Origin of the sequence: Nocardioides nanhaiensis (assembly GCF_039542785.1) — a bacterium.
In the GTDB taxonomy this organism is placed as follows: domain Bacteria; phylum Actinomycetota; class Actinomycetes; order Propionibacteriales; family Nocardioidaceae; genus Nocardioides; species Nocardioides nanhaiensis.
This window is the reverse complement of the sequence record NZ_BAABIM010000002.1, coordinates 245,790-267,360: the sequence shown is the minus strand read 5'-3', so window position 1 is coordinate 267,360 and position 21,571 is coordinate 245,790. Positions and strand designations below refer to the sequence as shown.

Annotated in this window: 25 protein-coding genes; 12 read left to right on the top strand and 13 right to left on the bottom strand. The window is 73.9% G+C overall.

The features are described 5' to 3' along the window. The first annotated feature begins 48 nt into the window (after positions 1-48). The gene (hemQ, locus tag ABD948_RS09445) at positions 49-771 is read left to right on the top strand and encodes a hydrogen peroxide-dependent heme synthase (protein ID WP_345265080.1); all 723 of its coding nucleotides are present in this window, start codon (positions 49-51) and stop codon (positions 769-771) included. A gap of 162 nt (positions 772-933) precedes the next feature. On the opposite strand, the gene ABD948_RS09440 is transcribed toward hemQ, so the two are convergent. Then, the gene (locus tag ABD948_RS09440; RefSeq protein WP_345265078.1) at positions 934-1,311 is read right to left on the bottom strand and encodes a hypothetical protein; all 378 of its coding nucleotides are present in this window, start codon (positions 1,309-1,311) and stop codon (positions 934-936) included. 126 nt (positions 1,312-1,437) lie between these two features. On the opposite strand from ABD948_RS09440, the gene ABD948_RS09435 reads away from it, so the two are divergent. Further along, a complete protein-coding gene (locus ABD948_RS09435) occupies positions 1,438-2,076 on the top strand; it encodes a hypothetical protein (protein ID WP_345265076.1) in 639 nt (212 codons plus the stop codon). A gap of 15 nt (positions 2,077-2,091) precedes the next feature. Here the strand turns inward: ABD948_RS09435 and ABD948_RS09430 are convergent, their stop codons facing one another. Continuing rightward, positions 2,092-2,940 (bottom strand): NAD(P)-dependent oxidoreductase, encoded by an 849-nt coding sequence (locus ABD948_RS09430; RefSeq protein ID WP_345265074.1) that lies wholly within the window; start codon positions 2,938-2,940, stop codon positions 2,092-2,094. A 10-nt stretch (positions 2,941-2,950) separates the two neighbouring features. Further along, positions 2,951-3,367, bottom strand: coding sequence for a peptide-methionine (R)-S-oxide reductase MsrB (gene msrB / locus ABD948_RS09425; RefSeq protein WP_345265072.1), 417 nt, complete (start codon positions 3,365-3,367; stop codon positions 2,951-2,953). Between the two features lie 144 nt (positions 3,368-3,511). Between msrB and ABD948_RS09420 the strand changes: the two genes are divergently transcribed. The 3 genes from ABD948_RS09420 to ABD948_RS09410 are packed head-to-tail and all read left to right on the top strand — an operon-like array spanning position 3,512 to position 6,172. Beyond that, positions 3,512-4,585 carry a ferredoxin reductase gene (locus tag ABD948_RS09420; protein WP_345265070.1) on the top strand — a complete coding sequence of 358 codons (1,074 nt, stop codon included), beginning with the start codon at positions 3,512-3,514 and terminating at the stop codon, positions 4,583-4,585. Positions 4,586-4,604: 19 nt separating this feature from the next. After that, positions 4,605-5,831, top strand: coding sequence for a fatty acid desaturase family protein (locus ABD948_RS09415; RefSeq protein WP_345265068.1), 1,227 nt, complete (start codon positions 4,605-4,607; stop codon positions 5,829-5,831). Next, positions 5,828-6,172: a hypothetical protein gene (locus tag ABD948_RS09410; protein WP_345265066.1), complete on the top strand. Its 345-nt coding sequence runs from the start codon at positions 5,828-5,830 to the stop codon at positions 6,170-6,172. Before ABD948_RS09415 ends, ABD948_RS09410 begins: the two co-directional genes overlap by 4 nt. A 4-nt stretch (positions 6,173-6,176) precedes the next feature. Here ABD948_RS09410 and ABD948_RS09405 read toward each other — a convergent pair whose 3' ends face one another. Next, on the bottom strand, positions 6,177-6,401 hold the full coding sequence (locus tag ABD948_RS09405; RefSeq protein WP_345265065.1) for a DUF3107 domain-containing protein: 225 nt from the start codon (positions 6,399-6,401) through the stop codon (positions 6,177-6,179). 53 nt (positions 6,402-6,454) lie between these two features. Then, a complete protein-coding gene (locus ABD948_RS09400; protein ID WP_345265063.1) occupies positions 6,455-7,093 on the bottom strand; it encodes a TetR/AcrR family transcriptional regulator in 639 nt (212 codons plus the stop codon). A 181-nt stretch (positions 7,094-7,274) separates the two neighbouring features. On the opposite strand from ABD948_RS09400, the gene moeZ reads away from it, so the two are divergent. Next, positions 7,275-8,483 (top strand): adenylyltransferase/sulfurtransferase MoeZ, encoded by a 1,209-nt coding sequence (gene moeZ / locus ABD948_RS09395; RefSeq protein WP_345265061.1) that lies wholly within the window; start codon positions 7,275-7,277, stop codon positions 8,481-8,483. Here the strand turns inward: moeZ and ABD948_RS09390 are convergent. Continuing rightward, complete coding sequence (locus tag ABD948_RS09390) at positions 8,449-9,123, bottom strand: TetR/AcrR family transcriptional regulator (protein ID WP_345265059.1); 675 nt, start codon at positions 9,121-9,123, stop codon at positions 8,449-8,451. The genes moeZ and ABD948_RS09390 overlap by 35 nt on opposite strands. Positions 9,124-9,190: 67 nt before the next feature. Here ABD948_RS09390 and ABD948_RS09385 point away from each other — a divergent pair, with 67 nt between their 5' ends. From ABD948_RS09385 to ABD948_RS09375, 3 genes are all read left to right on the top strand, one after another. Further along, positions 9,191-9,904 (top strand): GAP family protein, encoded by a 714-nt coding sequence (locus tag ABD948_RS09385; protein WP_345265057.1) that lies wholly within the window; start codon positions 9,191-9,193, stop codon positions 9,902-9,904. Between the two features lie 68 nt (positions 9,905-9,972). Then, complete coding sequence (locus tag ABD948_RS09380; protein ID WP_345265055.1) at positions 9,973-10,854, top strand: hypothetical protein; 882 nt, start codon at positions 9,973-9,975, stop codon at positions 10,852-10,854. 197 nt (positions 10,855-11,051) lie between these two features. Then, positions 11,052-11,363, top strand: a complete 312-nt coding sequence (locus tag ABD948_RS09375; RefSeq protein WP_345265053.1) for an MGMT family protein — start codon at positions 11,052-11,054, stop codon at positions 11,361-11,363. Positions 11,364-11,378: 15 nt separating this feature from the next. On the opposite strand, the gene ABD948_RS09370 is transcribed toward ABD948_RS09375, so the two are convergent. Both ABD948_RS09370 and tpx read right to left on the bottom strand, forming a co-directional pair. Next, positions 11,379-13,832 (bottom strand): SCO7613 C-terminal domain-containing membrane protein, encoded by a 2,454-nt coding sequence (locus ABD948_RS09370; protein ID WP_345265052.1) that lies wholly within the window; start codon positions 13,830-13,832, stop codon positions 11,379-11,381. A 71-nt stretch (positions 13,833-13,903) separates the two neighbouring features. Further along, positions 13,904-14,395 (bottom strand): thiol peroxidase, encoded by a 492-nt coding sequence (gene tpx, locus ABD948_RS09365; protein WP_345265051.1) that lies wholly within the window; start codon positions 14,393-14,395, stop codon positions 13,904-13,906. Positions 14,396-14,450: 55 nt separating this feature from the next. Between tpx and ABD948_RS09360 the strand changes: the two genes are divergently transcribed. Next, the gene (locus tag ABD948_RS09360) at positions 14,451-15,869 is read left to right on the top strand and encodes an amidase (RefSeq protein ID WP_345265049.1); all 1,419 of its coding nucleotides are present in this window, start codon (positions 14,451-14,453) and stop codon (positions 15,867-15,869) included. 3 nt (positions 15,870-15,872) lie between these two features. On the opposite strand, the gene ABD948_RS09355 is transcribed toward ABD948_RS09360, so the two are convergent. Both ABD948_RS09355 and ABD948_RS09350 read right to left on the bottom strand, forming a co-directional pair. Continuing rightward, positions 15,873-17,084: a YncE family protein gene (locus tag ABD948_RS09355; protein WP_345265047.1), complete on the bottom strand. Its 1,212-nt coding sequence runs from the start codon at positions 17,082-17,084 to the stop codon at positions 15,873-15,875. Beyond that, positions 17,081-17,629, bottom strand: coding sequence for a SigE family RNA polymerase sigma factor (locus ABD948_RS09350; RefSeq protein WP_345265045.1), 549 nt, complete (start codon positions 17,627-17,629; stop codon positions 17,081-17,083). The genes ABD948_RS09355 and ABD948_RS09350 overlap by 4 nt, the downstream gene beginning before the upstream one ends. Positions 17,630-17,788: 159 nt before the next feature. On the opposite strand from ABD948_RS09350, the gene ABD948_RS09345 reads away from it, so the two are divergent. Further along, positions 17,789-18,859 (top strand): alkene reductase, encoded by a 1,071-nt coding sequence (locus ABD948_RS09345; RefSeq protein WP_345265043.1) that lies wholly within the window; start codon positions 17,789-17,791, stop codon positions 18,857-18,859. Positions 18,860-18,890: 31 nt separating this feature from the next. Here the strand turns inward: ABD948_RS09345 and ABD948_RS09340 are convergent, their stop codons facing one another. Together ABD948_RS09340 and ABD948_RS09335 are read right to left on the bottom strand one after the other, a co-directional pair. Then, a complete protein-coding gene (locus ABD948_RS09340; protein ID WP_345265041.1) occupies positions 18,891-19,616 on the bottom strand; it encodes an FAD-binding oxidoreductase in 726 nt (241 codons plus the stop codon). 10 nt (positions 19,617-19,626) lie between these two features. Next, the gene (locus ABD948_RS09335) at positions 19,627-20,259 is read right to left on the bottom strand and encodes a sulfite oxidase-like oxidoreductase (protein WP_345265039.1); all 633 of its coding nucleotides are present in this window, start codon (positions 20,257-20,259) and stop codon (positions 19,627-19,629) included. 47 nt (positions 20,260-20,306) lie between these two features. Between ABD948_RS09335 and ABD948_RS09330 the strand changes: the two genes are divergently transcribed. Further along, positions 20,307-20,960 (top strand): DUF6198 family protein, encoded by a 654-nt coding sequence (locus ABD948_RS09330; protein WP_345265037.1) that lies wholly within the window; start codon positions 20,307-20,309, stop codon positions 20,958-20,960. Here the strand turns inward: ABD948_RS09330 and wrbA are convergent. Then, positions 20,957-21,553 carry an NAD(P)H:quinone oxidoreductase gene (gene wrbA / locus ABD948_RS09325; RefSeq protein WP_345265035.1) on the bottom strand — a complete coding sequence of 199 codons (597 nt, stop codon included), beginning with the start codon at positions 21,551-21,553 and terminating at the stop codon, positions 20,957-20,959. The genes ABD948_RS09330 and wrbA overlap by 4 nt on opposite strands. Positions 21,554-21,571: the final 18 nt, after the last annotated feature.

The window sequence follows — 21,571 nt, the reverse complement described above, 5'->3', positions numbered from 1 at the left end:
TAGGGGGCGCGCCCCGGCCGGCGTGCGACCGCGCGGCACAATGGACCCATGAGCGACCAGCCCCAGTCCAACGCCGCCCGGCTGCGCGAGATCAACGAGTCGATCGTCTACACCATGTGGTCGGTGTTCCGGCTGCGCGACGTGCTCGGCACCGCCGACCGCTCGGCCGAGGCCGCCGAGGTCGAGAAGCTCGTCGCCGAGCTCGCAGGGGAGGGCGACGGCGAGGGCGTCACCGTGCGCGGGTTCTACGACGTCAGCGGTCTGCGCGCCGACGCCGACGTCATGGTCTGGTGGCACGCACCGCGCAGCGAGCAGCTGCAGGACGCCTACCACCGCTTCCGGCGCACCACCTTCGGCGCCCGCCTCGACCCGGTGTGGTCCCAGCTGGCCCTGCACCGTCCGGCCGAGTTCAACAAGAGCCACGTGCCGGCCTTCCTCTCCGGCGAGGACGCCAAGGCCCACGTGTGCGTCTACCCGTTCGTGCGCTCCTACGACTGGTACCTGCTCCCCGACGAGGAGCGCCGCGACCTGCTGCGCGAGCACGGCCAGATGGCGCGCCCCTACCCCGACGTGCGCGCCAACACCGTCGCCTCGTTCGCGCTCGGCGACTACGAGTGGATCCTCGCCTTCGAGGCGGACGACCTGTTCCGCATCGTCGACCTGATGCGCGACCTGCGCGCCTCGGGCGCCCGCCGTCACGTGCGCGAGGAGATCCCCTTCTACACCGGCTCCCTCGCACCGATCGGCGACCTGGTGGCCCGGCTGCCCTGACGCCGCCGCCCCGCGCGGGCGGTGCGGCAGTGACCGTTCGTGCATGCGAGACGGTTGCTGAGCCACCCCCACCCCGCGCGGGGGGTGCGTCAGTGACCATTCGCGCGCGAGCAACGGTCACTCAGCCACCGCCACCCTCGGGCGCGCGGGCCAGCGCCGTCGTCAGGCGCAGAAGGCGTGCACCACGAGGCGGTGGTCGCGCTCGCCCAGCACCTGCTCCAGGGCCGGCCCGACCCAGCGCGCCGAGAGGTGCGGTGCGCCGCCCGGGGCCGTGACGACGACACCCCCGGGCACCTGGCCCGTGCGGTCGGCGGGAGCGGCGCCGGTCCAGCAGTCGTGACGCGCCAGGAGCCGCTCGACCCGGACGGCGGCCGGCGAGAGCGGTGCGTCCTGGGGGACGACGAGCGGCGCCGGCGCGGGCGCGGTCTCCACCTGTGCGGAGGCACCCACGAGCGAGACGACGAGCAGCCCGAGCGCGAACCCGGCGACGGCGAGCGCGCGGCGGGCGACCAGGCGTGCGAGGAGGCGGAGCAGCGGCATGGGGACTCCGGCGTGGGAGGGGGAGTGCCCGAGATCCGTCCGGGGGGAGACGGTGACGACAACCCAACGACCGCAGGCCGGTCAGGTGACGGGGAACCACCACACGGGGCCGCACGTCACACCGCCATGACCCGTGAGCACCACCCCCGCACGCACCTCCTGCGCGCGGCACTGCTGGCAGCCGTCGCCCCGCTGCTCCTGGCCTGTGGCGACGACGCCCCACGGACGACCACCGTCTCCGACCCGCCCCCGCGTCCCTCGTCCGTGCCCGCCGCGGACGGTGAGGTGGTGACCGTCCTGCCGGCACTCGTGATCGACGACGGCGGGGGCACCGAGATCTGCCTCGGCGCGGTGGCGGAGTCCTACCCGCCGCAGTGCAGCGGCCCGGAGCTGCGCGACTGGGACTGGGCCGAGCACGAGGGCGACTACGAGGAGGCGGCCGGCCAGCGCTTCAGCACCTTCCTGGTGCGCGGCACCTGGGACGGCACAGCCATGACGGCCACCGCCATCGCACCGGGGTCGGGCAGCACGCCGTTCGAGCAGGAGCCGCCGCCGGTGCCGGCGGAGGGTCCTGCGCGCAGCGAGGAGCAGCTGCGGGGGATCGCCGAGGACCTGCTCGCCATCGAGGGGATGCTCGACGCGAGTCCCGAGGGTGGGCGCGTGATCGCCCACGCCGTCCACGACGACGGCACCGTGCAGCAGTGGGCCGACGACACCTACGGAGAGGGTGTCGTCGTGGTCAGCTCCGCGCTCGAACCCGCGTAGCGAGCCGGCTGCCTGTCAGAACGCCGAGCGCACCGCGGCCATGTCGTCGCCGCCGTGCCCGGCCTCCGCAGCCGCGTCGTAGCGGCCGAGGACGGCCCGCAGCAGGCTGGGGTCGACGCCGTGGGCGGTCGCCGCGGCGGTGATCAGCCCGAGGTCCTTGCGCACGCCGTCGACGTCGAAGGCGACGCTGTCGTCGTCGCTGGTCATCCAGCCCGCCTTGATGCCCACGTACGGCGCGTCGACGGCGCTCCCGCCGACGGCGTCGACGAACAGCTGGGCGTCGAGGCCCAGCCCCTCGGCGAGGGCGACGGACTGGCCGATCGCCGCCGTGATCGAGCCGACCCACGCGTTGCACACGAGCTTGAGCCGGCTGGCGTCACCGAGGTCGTCGCCCACCCAGACCGTCCGGCTCCCGATCGCCTCGAACACCGGCTCGGCGATGCGACGCAGACGCGGGTCGCCGCTGGCCAGGACCGTCAGCTTGCCCTGCTCGGCCGGCCCACGGGTCCCGAGCACCGGCGCGTCGAGGAGCCGCAGCCCCAGACCCTCGGCCGCCTCGGCCACCCGGGCGATCTCGAGACCCACCGTGCTGGCCTGCACCACCACGGTGTCGGCGCCGACCTGCTCCGCGGCCGCCTGCAGCACCTCGACGACGGAGTCGGCGTCGAAGAGCACCACCAGGACGACGTCGGCACCGCGCACGGCCTCCGCCGGGTCCGAGGCGACGACGGCGCCGTCGTCGGCCAGCGCCTGCGCCTTGTCGAGGCTGCGGTTCCAGACCCTGACGTCGTGCTCGTGCGCCAGGAGCCGGCGGGCCATGGCCGCGCCCATCTTGCCCGTGCCCAGCACGGCGACCGTGGTCATGGAGCGGGACTCAGGCCTGCGGGGCGCAGGGGTCGACCGGCTCGAGCGTGAGGCTGATCGAGTTGATGCAGTAGCGGTCGCCGGTGGGCGTGCCGTAGCCGTCGGGGAACACGTGGCCCAGGTGCGAGCCGCACGAGGCGCAGCGCACCTCGACGCGCTTCATGCCGTGGGTGTTGTCCTCGATGTACTCGATGGTGTCGCTGATGGGCTGGTAGAAGCTCGGCCAGCCACACCCGGAGTGGAACTTGGTGTCGCTCTCGAAGAGCTTGGCCTGGCAGGCCTTGCAGCGGTAGATGCCGGTGGTCTCGGTGTCGGTGTACTTGCCGGTGAAGGCGCGCTCGGTGCCGGCCTTGCGCAGGACGGCGTACTCGTCGGGGGAGAGCTGCTCGCGCCACTCGGCGTCGGTCTTCTCCACGTCGTAACCCATGCACCCAGCCTAGGTCGCGGCCTCAAGCAGGTGGGTCGCCCCGGGGCTGGGTCGTGGGACGGCGACGGGAATGTCTTGACCATTGCCGGAGAACGGTTGTTCACTGAGCGCGAACGGGGTACCCGGTCCCCGAAGGAGGTCGTGATGTCCGCCACAATTCCCTGGGATCGGGTCCGCCGCGCCGGCTCGAAGCTCACCACGCCGCTGTTGCCCGATGACTACCTGACCCTGATCAACCCCCTCTGGACCTCCCGCGAGCTGCGGGGACGGGTCGAGAAGGTGGTGCCCGAGACCGAGGACGCCGCCACGCTCGTCATCCGTCCCGGCTGGGGGTGGCGCTACGACCACCGAGCCGGCCAGTACGTCGGCATCGGCATCCAGGTCGACGGCAAGTTCCAGTGGCGCTCCTACTCGATCAGCTCCCCGCCCAAGCGCAAGGGGCGCACGCTCACGATCACGGTGCGGGCGATGCCCGAGGGGCTGCTCTCCTCGCACCTGGTCAACGGCCTCGAGCCCGGCACCATCGTGCGTCTCGCGGCCCCCGAGGGCGACTTCGTGCTGCCCGACCCGCCGCCGGCGCGGATGCTCTTCCTCGTGGGCGGCTCCGGCGTCACTCCGGTGATGTCGATGCTGCGCACGCTCGACCGCCGCCGGACGATGCCCGACGTCGTCGTGCACTACTCATCACCGACCCCGGACCGGATGATCTTCCGCGAGGAGCTCGAGGCGCTCGAGCAGCGCCACGACGGCATGACCCTCCACCAGCTGCACACCGACACCGACGGCATGCTCGACCTGGCCGACCTCGACTCCCTGTGCCCCGACTGGCGCGAGCGCGAGACCTACGCCTGCGGGCCCGCCCCGATGCTCGACGCCATCACCGAGCACTTCCAGGCGGCCGACCTCGAGGAGCAGCTCCACCTGGAGCGCTTCTCCCTCGAGCTCGGTGGCGACGGCGGGGAGGGCGGCACGATCACCTTCCGCAACTCCAACAAGTCCGTCGACGCCGACGGCGCCACCACCGTGCTCGAGGCCGGCGAGGAGGCCGGGGTCGGGATGCCCTACGGGTGCCGGATGGGCATCTGCCACACCTGCACCGTGACGATGGTCAGCGGCACCGTCCGCGACCTGCGCAACGGCAACGAGTTCAACCAGCCCAACGAGCAGATCCAGACCTGCGTGACCGCCGCCGTCGGCGACTGCACGCTCGACATCTAGTAGATCCGGGAGACGGCCCATGGCCATCAGTGACGTCAAGGAGTACACCCACCTCAGCGAGGAGGAGGTCGAGCAGATCGGCCGCGAGCTCGACGCGATCCGTGCCGAGATCGAGGAGTCGCGGTGCGACGCCGACGCCGCCTACATCAACCGGCTGATCCGCATCCAGCGCGGCCTGGCCGCGGCGGGCCGCATCACGCTCATCGCCGGCACCCAGTCCAAGCGCACCCGGGTGCCCGCCGCCGTCGCCGGCGCCGCGCTGCTCGGCGTGGCCAAGATCCTCGAGAACATGGAGATCGGCCACAACGTCATGCACGGCCAGTGGGACTGGATGAACGACCCCGAGATCCACTCCTCCAACTGGGAGTGGGACACCGCCCAGCCGGCCGAGCAGTGGAAGCACTCGCACAACTACGTGCACCACCAGTTCACCAACGTGCTCGGCTACGACAACGACATCGGCTACGGCGTCCTGCGGATGGCGCGCGAGCAGAGGTGGCACCCGGCCAATCTCGGCCAGCCGGTCTACAACGCGCTGCTGGCGGGCCTGTTCCAGTGGGGCGTCGCGCTGCACGACCTCGACATCGAGGCGATCCGCAAGCTCGAGAAGGACCCGAAGGAGATGAAGCGCCAGCTCAAGCAGATCGCGCGCAAGGGCTTCAACCAGGCGGTCAAGGACTACGTCGTCTACCCGGCGCTGGCCGGCCCGCAGTGGCGCACGACGCTCAAGGCCAACGCCGCGGCCAACGTGACCCGCAACCTGTGGGCCTACATGATCATCTTCTGCGGCCACTTCCCCGACGGTGCGCTGCACTTCACCGAGGAGGAGATCGAGGACGAGACGCGGGCCGAGTGGTACCTGCGCCAGATCCTAGGTGCGGCCAACTTCGAGGGCGGCGAGCTGCTGCACATCATGTCGGGCAACCTCGGCTACCAGATCGAGCACCACCTGTTCCCGGACCTGCCGAGCAACCGCTACGGCGAGATCGCGGTCAAGGTGCGCGCACTGTGCGACAAGTACGACATTCCCTACACCACGGGTCCGCTGCACCGTCAGTACGGGCAGACGCTGCGCACGATCATGAAGCTCTCGCTGCCCAACTCCATGACCTCGCCCGACCAGCCCGAGCCCCCGGGACCGCGCGTGGACAACCCCGCCGCCCCGGTCGGACGTCGCCGCAAGACCGACGCCGAGCGCCCGGGACGCCGCCGCGAGCTGGGGGCGTGGTCGCGGAGCGCCTCGTGAGTGCGGCCGAGCCGGTGACCCTGCCCTTCGCGTGGGAGGGGTCCCTGCGCAAGGTGGCGCGCAAGCGCGTCATCCAGTGCGCGCTCAGCCGGATCTGCGGGGTCTGCCGGGCCAGCCTGGGGCGTCCGGTGGCGTTCGTGGGCACCCCGCAGGAGGTGGCGCGCAACGAGTTCCACTTCCCGCCGCTGCACGCCGCCTGCGCGGACCAGCTGTGCGCCTTCGACGCCGCCGACCCGAGCTGGCAGGTGGTCACCACCTCGGGCTTCGAGCTGGTGCGCGCCGGCCGCGACGACCCCGACCCCGAGCCGAGGTTCGCCCCGAACTCCCTGCTCGAGCCGTGAGCAGCTAGCTGCGGAACCCGACGGTGCCGGCGACCCCGCCGCCGATCTCCACGTAGGCGATCTTGGCGGCGGGGACGACGGTGCGTCGTCCCTTGTTGTCCTCGAGCGACAGCAGTCCGGCCTCGCCCTGCAGCGCCTTGCTCACCAGCTCCTCGACGGCGGCGGCGTCCTGGTCGGTGTCGATGACGAGCTCGCGTGCGGCGTGCTGGACGCCGATCTTGACCTCCACGGTCGGTCTCCTTGCAGTGGATCTGAGTGGGTCTGGGTGGGTCCGGTGGGTGATCAGTGGTCCTCGTTGAGCGGGTACCCCGCGATGCCGCGCCATGCCAGCGCGGCCACGAGGTCCGAGGCCTGCTTGCGCTCGAGGCCACCGGCCTCGATCAGCCAGAACCGCGCGCTCACCTGTGCCATTCCTACCAGCGAGACCGCGAGCAGCCGCGAGGCCTCCTCGGGCAGACCGGTGTCGTCGCGGATCACGTGGGCGATCAGGTCGGCGCACTGGACCGTCACGCGCTCCACCTGCTCGCGCACGGCGGGCTCGTTGGTGAGGTCGGACTCGAAGACGAGGCGGAACGCGCCGGTGTCGTTGGAGACGTAGTCGAAGAAGGCCGTCATGGTGGCCTCGACGCGCAGTTTGTTGTCCTGCGTGGACTCCAGCGCCTCGCGGCACCGCATGATGATCTGGTCGCAGGAGCGCTCGAGCAGTGCCAGGTACAGGTCGAGCTTGCCGGGGAAGTGCTGGTAGAGCACCGGCTTGGAGACGCCGGCGCTCTCGGCGATGTCGTCCATCGCGGCGGAGTGGTAGCCGTGGGCCACGAACACCTCGAGGGCCGAGGTGAGCAGCTGGGCGCGGCGCTCGCGGCGCGGCAGGCGGCCGCCGCGGGGGCGTGCCTCCTCGAGGGGCCGGGACAGGTCGGACATGCGGGCGAGCCTACCCGCCGGTAGCCCTCGGGAGCGGTGTGGTCGGGTCCGGATGACGGGATGTGGCGCCCGGCGCCACCACCACCGCGCCACCATGGACGTCCCCGGGAACACCCGCCCGCGCTCGCGTGTTGCGCCGGTGTCGCCCGAGCATGAACCACAACCGACCCAGGAGTGTGCCGTGAGTTTCCCCGCGCTGGTGGAGCCCGCCGACGAGCTGACGATCGACGAGGTGCGTCGCTACAGCCGTCACCTGATCATCCCCGACGTCGGCATGACCGGCCAGAAGCGCCTGAAGAACGCCAAGGTGCTCGTGATCGGCGCCGGAGGACTCGGCAGCCCGGCGCTGCTCTACCTGGCGGCGGCCGGCGTCGGCACGCTGGGGATCGCCGAGTTCGACGAGGTCGACGAGTCGAACCTGCAGCGCCAGATCATCCACACCCAGAGCGACATCGGGAAGTCCAAGGCCGTCTCGGCGCAGGAGTCCATCGCCGAGGCCAACCCCTACGTGAACGTGGTGCTGCACGAGGAGCGCCTCGACAACGACAACGTCATGGACGTCTTCCGTGGCTACGACCTCATCGTCGACGGCACCGACAACTTCGCGACCCGCTACATGGTCAACGACGCCGCCTACTTCCTGGGGATCCCCTACGTGTGGGGCTCCATCTACCGCTTCGACGGCCAGGCCTCGGTCTTCGCGCCCACCATGGCCGACGACGCCCCCTGCTACCGCTGCCTCTACCCCGAGCCGCCGCCGCCGGGCATGGTGCCCAGCTGCGCCGAGGGCGGCGTGCTCGGCGTGCTGTGCGCCAGCATCGGCTCGATCCAGGTCAACGAGGCCATCAAGGTGCTCACGGGCATCGGCGACCCGGCCATCGGCAAGCTGGTCATCTACGACGCCCTCGAGCTGGAGTGGCGCAAGCTGAAGGTGCGCAAGGACCCCAACTGCGCGCTGTGCGGCGAGAACGCCACCGTCACCGAGCTGATCGACTACGACGCCTTCTGCGGTGCGGTCTCCGAGGAGGCGGCCGACGCCGCCGCCGGGTCCACCATCTCGGTCACCACCCTCGAGCACATGCTCAAGGAGCGCGAGGAGGGAAGCCGCGACTTCGTGCTCGTCGACGTGCGCGAGCCCAACGAGTACGAGATCAACAAGATCCCCGGCTCCGTGCTGATCCCCAAGGGCGACTTCCTCAACGGCAGCGCCCTGGAGAAGCTGCCCAGCATCGACTCGGGCACCCAGGTGGTCATGCACTGCAAGTCGGGCGTCCGCTCCGCCGAGACGCTCGCCATCGCCAAGAACGCCGGCTACGACGACGCCGTGCACGTGGGTGGCGGCGTGGTCGCGTGGGTCAACCAGATCGACCCGAGCCAGCCGTCCTACTGAGCCCGACCATGGCCAGGTGCGCGCGCAGCGTCTCGCGCGTGCGCACCTGGTCGACCGGGCCGGGGTAGAGGAACGACTCGACGGCGAGCCCGTCGACGAGCGCGTGCAGCGTGGCTGAGGCCTGCTCGTCGTCCGGGTCGTCGAGCGGGTGGGTGAGCAGGCGGCCCAGGTCGGGGTCCAGCTCTCGCCCTCGCACCCACGAGGTGGCGATCCGGGCCAGTTGTCGCATGCCCGTGTGCGCGTCGCCGCGCGCCTGGTCGAGCGCCGGGTCGAGGCGCGAGGCGTCCATGGTGGCCAGCCAGACGTGCATCTCGAGCAGGCGCTGCTCGTCGAGCGGCAGGACCTCCTCCATCAGCCGCTGTGCCGCGCCCCGGGGGTCCGTGCGCACGGTGGCGTCCTCGAACCACGCCCGCAGGTGGGTCTCCACGCGCGCCGGTACCTGCTCGTAGGCGCGGGCGATGACCAGACGCAGCAGCGCCGCCTGGTCGGGGAAGTAGTGCCGCACGGCGCCGGGTGACCACCCGGCCTCGGCGGCGACCCGTCGCACCGTCGCCGCCGCGGTGCCCTCGGCCAGCACGACGCGCCCCACGGCGTCGGCGATCTCGGCGCGGCGCGCTGCGTGGTCGACCACCTTCGGCATGTCGCTTTTCTAGCACATCTGTGCTTTCATTTTGGCGACACAGTTGTGTGACAACGGAGGTGGCGACGTGGGGTTCGGGATCCTGCTCGGGCTGGTCGGCCTCGCGCTGGTGGACAGCACCAGCATCGGCACCCTCGTCCTGCCGGTGCTGCTGCTGCTCGCTCCGCGGGTGCACGTGGGTCGGTTCCTCGCCTACCTGGGCACCGTGGCCGGGTTCTACGCCGTCGTCGGGCTGGCCCTGGTGGCCGGCGCCGGGTGGCTGCTCGACACCGGCGCGGCGCTGGGTGAGGTGCGCGCGCTGCGCTGGGCCGAGCTGGCGCTGGGTGCGGCGCTGCTGGCCGTCGGCGTGCTCGGGGACCCGCGCGGCTGGTTCGGCCGCGCGCCCGCCGCACGGGCGCGCGGGGCGCGGACCGGTCGCCTGCGCGCCAGGCTCGTCGGTGCCGAGGCGACCTACGGCGCGGTCGTGGGCGTGGGCCTGCTGGCGGCGCTGGTGGAGGTGGGCTCGATGCTGCCCTTCCTGGCCGCCGTGGGGCTGATCACCGCCGCCGACCTGCCGGCGGCGGGCGTGGTCGCCGTCGTGCTCGGCTACGTGACGGTGATGGTCCTGCCCGCCCTGGCGCTCCTCGGTGGCCGGCTGCTCCTGGGGGACAGGTTGCAGGGCCCGCTGGACCGGGTGGCCGGCTGGATGGACCGGCACGCCGGCGGCGCGGGCCTGTGGGCGGCCGCGATCGTGGGGCTGCTCCTGCTGCAGGACGCGTCCGTGGCGCTGGGGTGGGTCTGATCTGTCGGTCCTGGTCGGGAATGACCGGCCGGACGTAACCCGCCCGGGGGGCGTGGCGTTGACACCCCATGCCCTCGACCCGCCGCCACCGCCGTGCCTGGACCGCCCTCGCGCTCGCCGTCGGGGCGGCGAGCGCCGTCGCCGTGACCAGCACGGCCCCGGCCACCTCGGCCGCGCCGGGCTACGCGCCCGCGGCGCGCGCGACGATCACCCCCGGCGTGCAGATGTACACCCAGGGCTCCCAGTGCACCGGCAACTTCGTGTTCACCGACGCCGAGCGCCGCACCTACGTGGGTTACTCGGCGCACTGCGCCGGGCTGGGCGAGGCCACCGACACCAACGGGTGCGCCGCGCGCTCCCTGCCGCTCGGCACCCGGGTCACCTTCAACCGCGGCGGATCGCTGCTCAGCCCGGGCACTCGGGTGGGGAGCGGTCGGCTGGCCTACAGCTCGTGGCTGACCATGCGCCAGCGCAGTGAGCGCAACGCCAACGCCTGCGCCTACAACGACTTCGCGCTCGTGCGCGTCGCTCGGGCCGATGTCCGCAAGGTCAACCCCTCCATCCCGTTCTGGGGTGGCCCCACGGGCATCGACCGCGACGGCACCCGCACCGGTGAGCGGGTGTACTCCTACGGCAGCTCCAGCCTGCGCGGCGGCGTGACGCTCCTGTCGCCCAAGACCGGCGTCTCGCTGGGCGACGCCGCCGCCGACGGCGGCTGGTCCCACCCCCTGTACACCCTGACGCCGGGCGTGCCCGGGGACTCCGGCTCGGCGTTCGTCGACGCGCGGGGACGTGCCATCGGCACGCTCTCCACGCTGGGTCTGGCCCCGCTGCCCGCCTCCAACAACATCGGTGACCTCGCGCGTGAGCTGGACTACGCGAAGGCGCACTCCGGCATCAAGGGCCTGCGGCTGGTGAAGGGCACCCAGCGGTTCGACCCCCTCCTCTGAGGACGACCACCCCGCCGGTCCCACCCAGACTCGGCCACGGGCGCCGCCGGTCGGCAGCGGCACCGCGCAGCGCCCGTGGTCGACCGTGCCCGGTCAGCCGACGCACCACGGAGACCGGCACGCCCCCCAGGGAGGCCCGTGCGGCCCGGCCCCCCGGCCGGGTCGCACGGGTGAGCGCCCTGCGCGAGGATGCCCCCATGACGCACCGCACGACCGAGGCCTACGTGGCAGCGGTGCTCGACGTCGTCGAGCAGGTGCCGCGGGGCCGGGTGACCACCTACGGCGCGATCGCCGAGGCCGTCGGCGGCGGCCCGCGCCAGGTCGGCAACGTGCTGGCCCGGCACGGCGGGCCCGTGCCCTGGTGGCGCGTGGTGCGGGCCGACGGTTCGCTGCCGCCGAGCCACCTCGAGGAGGCGCAGCAGCGCTACCTCGAGGAGGGCACCCCTCGTCGTGCGCCGGGGCGGCTGGACATGCCGGCCGCGTACTGGGACCCGGTGACCCGCACCTGACCCGCACCCGGCTGCTCAGCGCAGCCGGTCCAGGACGCCCGCCGCTGCGCGGACCTCGCCCAGCCGGCGCTCCCACGTGACGCCGACCGCGGTGAGGACGGCGCCGGCCGCACCGATCAGCACCCACTGCGGGGTCTGGGCCGCGTAGGGCGCCAGCTCGCGCACCACGACGGCGCCGCCCACGAGGGCGCCGACCAGCAGCGGCGCGCTCCACCGCAGGCGCAGGCCGAGCAGCACCAGCCCGAGGCACGCGGCGCCGAGCAGGGCGGCCCGCAGGCTGAGCGGGTCGGCCAGCACCCACACGAGCGAGGGCACGGTGGCCAGCGCCAGGCCGGGCACGAGCAGCGCGCTGGGTGCCTGGTCGCGGCTGCGCAGCCGGAGCACCGCCAGGAGGCACAGCACCGCGGCCGTCGGCAGCGTGTAGGCCTCCGGGGCGGTGACGCCGAGGTCGGCCAGGCGCACCCAGGTGGCCGCCGCGAGCAGCAGCCCGCCCGGTGCCGCGGCGCGACGTCGGTGGTCGTGCAGCAGCGAGGTGGCCACCACGAGGGCGCCGGCCACGGTCAGGTGCAGCGCCAGCGAGGTGGCGAGCCCGAGCCCGGCGACGCCGTCGGCAGACCCGACGGCGGCCAGCGCGCCCAGCGTCGCGACCAGGGCGGCGGGGACCTCGCACTCCTGCCGCGGGCGGGCAAGGGCGAGCAGTCCCAGCAGCACCAGGAGCGGGAGGCCGCGACCGGCCACCGCCAGGCCACCCACCTCGGCCCACGCCCACCAGGCGCCTCCCAGCGCCAGCGGCAGCACCGCCTCGGCCATCGCGGTCGCGCGCGGCGCCACCGGGCGCACGAGCAGGCCGACGGCGGCGAGCGCTGCCACGGTGGTCGCCACCCCCGTGAGCGCGGCACTGGGCAGCGCGACGACGACGGCCAGGCCGAGCACCACCAGGCCGACCCAGGGCAGGTCGCGCTGCACGAGACCGGCCACCAGCACGGCACCGAGCCCGCTGACCAGCAGGGCGGCGACGACGGGCCACAGCAGCCCCGAGGTCAGCGCCAAGCTCGCGGCGCAGGTGCAGCCCAGGAGTGCGGCCGACGGCGTCACGACCTCGCGCAGCCCCCGGCGCAGTCCCAGCGCACGGGCCGCGACCACGACCAGCAGCCCGAGCGCCAGGACACCGGGCACCGCCAGCGCCGGGTGGGCCACGGGCAGGGCCGGCGCCGTCGCCGCCGTCAGAGGAGCGCTGAACGCCGGACCGGCGCCGAGCACGGCGTCCGCGGCCTGGGCAGCGAGGTGCAGCAGGACGCCGACCAGGGGGACGGCCGCGATCCCGGCCGGGGCCAGGGGGGCGGCGGCCCACGCGCGGGGGAGGGCTGCTGCCGCAGCGGAGCCGAGCAGCACCACCGCCAGTGCGGCGAGCGCGACGGCGGTGGTGCCCTCGTCGACGACGGGCAGGGTGAGGGTGGCAGCCGCGGCGACCAGGGCCAGGGCGACGACGACGACTCGCGCGACCGGCGTGCGCGCCACGAGCAGGGCGGGGCCCGCCAGCGCGACGGCGGCGAGCAGACGCCAGCCGGTGCCGTCCGCGCTCCACAGCGCGGCCAGCCGCGGGGCGGCGAGGGCGGCGTCCAGGCCGTGGAGGGTCAGGAGGGCCCAGGTGGTCATCGCGACCGCCAGCCCCGTGGGCGCGAGGGCCCGGGCGGCGCCCTGACGCCCGTGCTGGCCGAGCGCGACGACGCCGAGCCCCGCCACGACGCCTGCTGCCTGCACGAGCAGCGAGCCGGAGGTCAGCTCCATCGCGCCCGCCCACGCGGTGAGCAGGGCGATCCCGGCCAGCACCTGGGGTGCGACCAGCTGCGGCTGCGCGAGGCTCCACGCGAGCCCGGCCACCAGGACGGCGCTGCCCAGCACCGTCGTCGTGGCTCCCGCAGGCTGCTGCGGCAGCCATCCGGCCGAGGCGGCGCCCAGCACGTCGAGGGCCAGCAGGCCCAGGGCCACCGTGGCCAGGGACTCGCCGGCCACGCGCAGGCCGCGCCGGGCGAGCACGACGCCGCCGGCCGCCGCGGCGCCGGTGAGCGCGAGCAGCACCCCGGTCCGGCCGCCGACGCCGAGCGAGGACCACGCCACGGCCAGGAAGATCACCGCTGCCACGAGCAGGCACAGCGCTCCGAGACCCAGCAGCAGGGCCGGCACCGAGGAGGGGCGCAGCCCGCGGCGCGGCAGCGGTGCCGGGCGGCTGGCCGCCGGGTACGGCGACGGGGCGGCGAGGGACGCGGCGGTCGGTGCGGGGGCCAGGGCGCGCAGCTGCGCGAGCAGCTCGTCGGCCCGGCTCAGCGTCGCCAGCAGCTCACGCCCCAGCGGGTGCTGGAGCGGCAGCCCGCAGGCGGGGCAGCCGCCGGTGGTGGCGAGCGCCGCGGTGAGCGTGGCGGAGCAGTCGGGGCAGCGGTGCGGGTCGGCGAGGGGCGTGGATCGGCGCATGCCCCCATCAACGCGCAGCAGGGCGGACGCACACAGCGTCCGCCCTGCTCAGCGCGGGTGAGTACGGGTGCTCAGGAGAGGGAGGCCACCGCGGCGTCGTAGTCGGGCTCCTGGCCGATCTCGGGCACCAGCTGGGAGTGGATCACGGTGCCGTCGGTGTCGAGCACGACGACCGAGCGGGCCAGGAGGCCCTCGAACTTGCCGTCGACGAGGCGCACCCCGTAGTCGTCGCCGAAGGTGGAGCGGAAGGCCGAGGCGGCGGTGACGCCGTCGATGCCCTCGGCGCCGCAGAAGCGGGCCTGGGCGAAGGGCAGGTCGTTGCTGACGCACACGACGGTGGTGTTCTCCAGCGACGCGGCGATCTCGTTGAACTTCTTCACGCTCGCGGCGCACACCCCGGTGTCGACGCTCGGGAAGATGTTGAGCACGGTGCGGGTGCCGGCCTGGTGGGTGACGGTGCTGAAGTCCGAGCCGAGCAGCTCGAAGGAGGGCGCGGTGGTGCCCTGGGCGGGCAGGTCGCCGATGGTCGAGACGGGGGTGCCCCCGAGTGCAGTGGTAGCCATGCCGCCAGTCTGGCAGGAACGCCCGGCCCGTGCGCCGACCGGTAGCGTCGTGGTCGTGACCGCGGTGGAGGCCGGCTCGAGCGCCCGGGCGATGGCGGGCGCGGTGGCCCGCCGCGAGATCTCGGCGCGCGAGCTGCTGGAGCTGCACCTGGAGCGCATCGCCGAGCGCAACGGCGACCGCGACGCAGGCGTCAACGCGATCGTGGGGCTCGACGTCGAGCGCGCCCGCGAGGGGGCGACGGTGGCCGATGCCCACCAGGCGGCGGGCGCGCCGCTGGGGCCGTTGCACGGGCTGCCGTTCGCGGTCAAGGACACCCACCGCCTCGCCGGCTGGCGCACGACCTTCGGGTCGCCGCTCTTCGCCGACCACGTCCCCGACGTCGACGACCTCCCGGTCGAGCGGGTGCGCCGAGCCGGCGTCGTCCTGCTGGGCCGCACCAACACCCCCGAGCTCGCCGCCGGCTCGCACACGTTCAACCCCGTGCACGGCACCACCCGCAACCCGGCCGACCTCACGCGCAGTGCCGGCGGCTCCAGCGGGGGAGCGGCAGCGGCACTGGCCGCCGGCATGGTGCCGCTGGCCGACGGCTCCGACATGGGCGGCTCGCTGCGCAACCCGGCGTCGTTCTGCGGCGTCGTCGGCCTGCGGCCCTCGCTGGGCCGGGTGCCGACGTGGCCGGTTGCGAACCAGTGGGAGGTCACCGCCACGTACGGCCCGCTGGCTCGCACGGCCGACGACGTCGCGCTGCTGCTGGGGGTCCAGGCGGGCCCGGACCCGCGCGCGCCGCAGGCTCTGGGCGACCCCGGCCACCTGCTCGGCGCGCCGCTGCCACTGGGGGCGCGGGCGCTGCGCGGGTTGCGTGTGGCGTGGAGCCTGGACCTCGGGCGCCTCTTCCCGGTGGACGACGCGGTGGCCAGGGTGGTGGAGGAGGCCGGACGCCTGATGGCCCGTAACGGCGCGAAGGTGTTCGCGGCGGCGCCGGACCTGAGCGAGGCCGACACCACCTTCCGCACCCTGCGGGCGTGGCACCTGCACGCCAGCTACGGCGAGCTGCTGGCCCGCAACCCCGGGGGCATCAAGCCGGCGCTGGCCGAGAACATCCGCGCCGGAGCACTGCTCACCGGTCGCGACGTCGACCGTGCCTACCGCGCTCGCACCGAGCTGGGTGAGCGGATGCGCCGCTTCTTCGCCGACTACGACGTGCTGGCCCTCCCGGCCGCCCAGGTGCCGCCCTTCCCGGTGGAGGAGGAGTACCCGGCACAGGTGGCCGGCGAGCCGGTGCGCGACTACCTGGACTGGATGCGCGCTGCCTACCTGATCACCGTGACGGGTTGTCCGGCGATCTCCGTGCCCGCCGGCACCACGCCCGAGGGCTGGCCGGTCGGCGTCCAGCTGGTGGCGCCCCACGGCGCCGACCGCCGGTTGCTCGAGGTCGCCGCCGCCCTCGAGGCGGCGTCGGGCTCGTCCCGGTAGGGGTCAGGACTCGTAGGTGCGCCCGCCCACCCGCAGCGTCTCGTCCCATCCGCCCCCGCCCTCGAAGTAGCAGATCTCGCCGGTCGCGCCGCGCTCGCACACCTCGCGCTGCGGCGTCGGTGCCGGGACGTCGATGCCGTGCGGTCGCGTGGTGCACTCGCCCGTGTCGGCCTCGCAGGTGGTCAGGTCGGTCTCGGTGAGGAAGAACAGGTCGCCGCTCCCGGTCCAGCCGACGTCGTAGGGCGGGTGCTCGACGGTCACGGCCTCGCCGGTCCCGACGTCGTACACCTCGAAGCCGGTCGCCCCCGGCGAGGTCATGTCCTCGGCCGTGACCATCAGGTAGCGCCCGTCCGGGGAGAGGTCGGCCCAGGAGTCGGTGTCGCCGTCGTTGACCAGAGGTGTCGAGAGCAGCTCCTCGCCGCTCGCGAGGTCCACCACGGTGGCCTCGTCGGTGTCGGCACGGACCACCCGGCCGCCGGTGACCGAGGGGATCCCGGGGTCGATCGCGTCGGTCGGCGTCGCGGTGCCGGCTCGCCAGTCGACGAGGTAGGGCTGCGGGGAGCTGCCGACCCACACCCGGTCGCCGTCCAGCGCCACCGGGGGCACTCCCCAGGCCCCGTCGGAGTTGGCGGCGGCCGGCAGGGTGATGCTCGCGACCTCGTCGTCGCTGCGCAGGTCGTGCACCGTCACCTCGTAGCTGCCGCCGGCGGCCGGCGAGGCGTAGGCGAGGTACGGCTGCTCGGGATCGGTGCCGGGCACCGCCTCCTCGGTGACGACGCCGATCGGGGAGACCGAACCGTCCGGCCGCACCAGGGAGAAGCGCTGGGGGCCCCCGCCGTCGCTGTTCTGGTTCTCGCCGTGCCGCACGAGCACGCCCGCGCTGGTGTAGAAGAGCGACTTGATGGCCTTGTCGTCGATCCGCGCCTGCTCGGAGCCGCCCTCGAGGTAGACGGTGGTGCCGAGCGAGAACACGGGGCCGGCGTCGGAGGGTGTGGCCGGGTCGACGGCGTCGGTGCCGCTGCCGCCGGCGAGCGCGTCGACGGCCAGCACGCTGCCGCCGACGGCGGCCACGAGCGCGAGCGCGCCGACGGCCGAGGTGGCTCGACGACGACGTCGCACGCCGCGACCGGCGGCCAGCACGGCGCGGGCATCGGGGGCGGGCACCTCGAGGCCGGAGGCCTCCTCGTGCAGGAGCTGGGCGAGACGCTCGGTCATGACAGGTCTCCGGTCGTGGGGGTGGTCGAGGTGGTCTGGGGGACGACGGCGTCGCCGAGGAGCGTGCGCAGCCGGGCGAGCCCCGCGGAGGTCTGGCTCTTGACGGTGCCCTCGGAGCAGCCGAGGGCACGCGCGGTCTCGGCGACGCTCAGGTCGTCGTAGTAGCGCAGCACGACGACGGCGCGCTGCCGCGGCGCCAGCCGGGCGAGCGCGTCGACGAGCGCGGGTCTGTCGGTGGGGTCGGCGTCCGGCGCCGCCCGCTCGGGCAGGGTCGCGGTGGGCTGCTCCCCGTGCCAGGAGCGCTTGCGGAACCAGGAGGTGGCGGTGTTGACCAGCACGGTGCGGGCGTAGCCGGCGGCGGCGTCGACCTCCCGCACCCGGCCCCACGAGGCGTAGGTCTTGGCGAGCGCGGTCTGCACCAGGTCCTCGGCCTCGCCGCGGTTGCCCACGAGCAGGTAGGCGGTCCGGTAGAGCGCCGGCCAGGCGGCGTGGACGAGCTCGGTGAACTGCTCGTCGCTGGGTGGTCGTGTCAGTGCTCGTGTCATCGGTGGCTCCCGTCGGTCACACCCTGCTAGATGCGATGACGGCTCGATCGGTTGGCTCGGCTGTGGCGGTTCTCTCATCGGCGCCGGATCGGGAAGCGGTCGGTGGCGCGCGACGTTCCTCCCCATGTCCCCATCCCCGACCCCACAGGAGTACGCGTCGTGCCTGACCTCTTCAGCCCCCTCACCGCCGGTGCCTGGAACCTGCCCAACCGCCTGGTGATGGCACCGCTGACCCGCAACCGCGCGAAGGGGACCGTGCCCGGCGACCTGCAGGCGCAGTACTACGCCCAGCGCGCCTCGGCCGGTCTCATCGTCACCGAGGGCAGCCAGCCCAGCGCCCGCGGCCAGGGCTACCTCGACACCCCCGGCTTCCACAGCGACGAGCAGCTGGCCGGCTGGCGCGCCGTCGCCGACGCCGTGCACGCCCGCGACGGCCGGATCGTCGCGCAGCTGATGCACGTGGGCCGCATCGCCCACCCCGACAACACCGGTGGCCAGGAGATCGTGGCCCCCAGCGCGATCGCCGCGCCCGGCGAGATGATCACCGCCGGCGGCCCGAAGCCCCACCCGACCCCGCGGGAGCTGCGCACCGAGGAGATCCCCGACATCGTCGAGGAGTTCGTCTCCGCCGCACGCAACGCCGTCGCGGCCGGGCTCGACGGCGTCGAGGTGCACTCCGCCAACGGCTACCTGCTGCACCAGTTCCTCGCGCCGAGCTCCAACGAGCGCACCGACGCCTACGGCGGCTCGCCGGAGAACCGTGCCCGGCTCACGATCGAGGTCACCCGCGCCGTGGCCGAGGCGATCGGCGCGGACCGCGTGGGCATCCGGATCTCGCCGGCCCACAACATCCAGGGCGCGCTCGAGGAGGACCCGGCCGACGTCGAGGCCACCTACACCGCGCTGGTGCAGGGCATCGCTCCGCTGGGCCTGGCCTACCTGAGCGTGCTCGCCGACCCCCGCCAGGAGCTCGTGCAGACCCTGCGCCGCGAGTTCGGCGGCGTGCTGGTGGCCAACGACGGCTTCGGAACCCTCACCACCCGCGAGGCCGCGCAGGCCGTGCTGGACGAGGACCTCGCCGACGCCGTCGCGGTCGGCCGACTGTTCATCGCCAACCCCGACCTGCCGCAGCGCTGGCAGCAGGACGCCGAGCTCAACGAGCCCGACAGCGACACCTTCTACGGTGGCGGCGCCGAGGGGTACGTGGACTACCCGGCGCTCTCCGCCTGACCTCGGCAGCACCTGGTTCGGCGCCGCGGGGCTACCCCGTGGCGCCGAACTGCTCCACGCGCACGGTGCTGGCCCGCACGCCCAGCTCGCCCAGCAGCCGGGTGGCCCACGAGGCGAACCCGACCGAGCCGCACACGTAGGCGCGCTCGACGCCCTCGGCCAGGTGCGCCACCTCGTCCGGGTAGGGAGGCGCGGCCACGCGCTCGCCGCCGTCGGGTCCGGCGCCTGGCAGGTTCTCGCGGGTCAGCGCCACGAAGGCTCCCGCCGCACGCAGCTCCTCGGCGTAGGGCAGCCGGTCCCAGGTCTGGGCCAGCACCACGACCCGCAGCCGGTCCTCGACGTCGAGCCGGCGCGCGTGCCGCAGCATCGAGACCACCGGCACGACCCCGGTGCCGCCTGCCACGCACAGCGACGGCGTCTCGCCGTCCCAGGTGAACCAGCGGCCGATCGGGCCGCGGTACTCCACCACGTCGCCGGGCTGCGCGACGTCGTGCAGGTGCCCGGAGACCTCGCCGTCGGGGAGCGCCTCGACCATCAGCTCCACCAGCCGGTCGCCGGGGTCGGAGGCGATCGAGTACGAGCGCTGCGCGGTGTAGCCGTCGGGGGCGCGCAGCCGCACCACGCAGTGTTGACCGGGGAGGTGACGGCGGCGGTCCGGCACCTCGAGCCGCAGCCGCACGAGGCGCACCTGCTCGTCGCCGCCGTGCTCGACGTCGACCACGGTGGCGGTGCCCCAGCGGCCGGCAGGCTCGCTCACGGCCGACACCTCACGGGTCGCCCTGGTAGCGCTGCTCGAGCCAGGGGTCGCCGCGATCGTGGTAGCCGTTGCTCTCCCAGAAGCCCGGGCGGTCGGTCGCCATCAGCTCCAGGCGGGTGACCCACTTGGCCGACTTCCAGAAGTACAGGTGAGGCACCAGCAGCCGCACCGGCCCGCCGTGCTCCACCGGCAGCGGTCTCCCGTCGACCTCCCACACCACCCACGCGCGGCCGCCGGTCACGTCGGCCAGCGGCAGGTTGCTGGTGTAGCCGGTGGTGCTGTGCGCCATCACGAACGCCGCCTCGGGCAGCGGACCGGCGGCCTCGAGCAGCGTGTCGACGCTGACGCCGCGGAAGCGCATGTCGAGCTTGCTCCACGTGGTGACGCAGTGGATGTCGCCCTCGTAGCCGCTGCCCGGGAGCGCGTGCACCTCGCGCCAGGTCCACGACCTCGGCGTGGCCACCAGCCCGTCGACGGTCATCGTCCAGCGCTCGGGGTCCAGCTGCGGCGTGGCCTCCGCCGTCAGGCTCGGCCACTGCTCGCCGGCGTCGTACTGGCCGGGCGGGATGCGGCGACCTCGCTGACCGGGCTGCGCGTCGGGGCGGCGGTCGGGGCGTCCGGTGAATCCTCGGGTGACGGGCACCCGCCCAGTCTGCCCGGTGGGACGGGGGCGTGGCACGCTCGGCGACCGTGAGCACCACCCCAGGACCGCGACGCCTGCTGCCCTCCCCCCGCCAGCTCGTGCTGCTGGTGGTGGGGTGCGTGGTGCTGGGGGTCGGCGTGGGGCTGCTGCTGGCGGCGGACCTGGGCTCGGACGGCTACTCCACGCTGGTCTACGGCACCTCGTTGGCCCTCGGCGTGCCCTTCGCGGTGGCCAACCTGGGCATCGGCGTGCTGTTCGTGGGGCTCGCCGCGCTGCGACGCGTCGTGCCCGGGCTCGGCACGGTCGTGCAGGTGGTGCTCGTCGGGCTCGTCGTCTCCTGGGCGCTCGAGCTGCTCGCGGTGCCCGACGCCTGGTGGCAGCAGGGGCTGCTGCTCGCGGCGGCCTTCCCGGTGCTGGCGCTCGGCATCGCCGCCTACCTGGGCAGCCAGACCGGTGCGGGCCCGACCGAGGCGATGGCGCTCGCGTGGGACCCGCCCGTGCCGTTCCGCTGGAGCTACAGCCTGGTGCAGGGCGGCGGTGCGCTGGTCGGCTGGCTGTGCGGCGCGACGGTCGGCCTCGGCACGCTCGCCGTCATCGCGCTGCTCGGCCCCGGGGTGGACCTGGCCGCCCGGGTGCTGCGGGTCGACGTCCACCAGCCGGCTCCGGGGGAGCCGGCCGGTGGCGCGAGGGGCGATTCCTAGCCGGCCAGCTTGGCGCCGATCGTCAGGGCGCGGACGACCAGGTGGTCGAGGGCGGCGTTGTCGTCGTCGGTCAGGTCCGAGCTCTGGCCGGTCACCTTGCCGACGCCGTAGGGGTTGCCGTCGGTGAACTTGACCTGGTCGGTGTAGCCCGGGGGAACGATCACGCCGCCGAGGTGGGCGAACGTGGTGTGCAGCGCCTGGATGGTGGTCTCCTGGCCGCCGTGCGCGGTCTGGGAGGACGTGAAGGCCGTGTAGACCTTGTCGGCCAGCTTGCCCTCGGACCACAGCGGGCCGAGGGTGTCGAGGAAGCCCTGCAGCTGGCTGGTCACGTGACCGTAGCGGGTGGGCGAGCCCATGACGACGACGTCGGCCCACTCGAGGTCCTCGGGCTCGGCGACGGGCAGCTGGGCCATCTCGTCGGCGTGCGCCTTCCAGGCGTCCTGGCTCTCGACGACCTCGCGGGGGGCGGTCTCGCGGACGTGGCGCAGGCGCACCTCGGCGCCCTGCTGCTCGGCGGTCGCAGCGATGCGCTGCGCCATGGCGTGGGTGGCGCCGTAGGTGGAGTAGTAGACGATCGCGATCTTGGTGGTCATGTCAGCCCGGTACCCCCG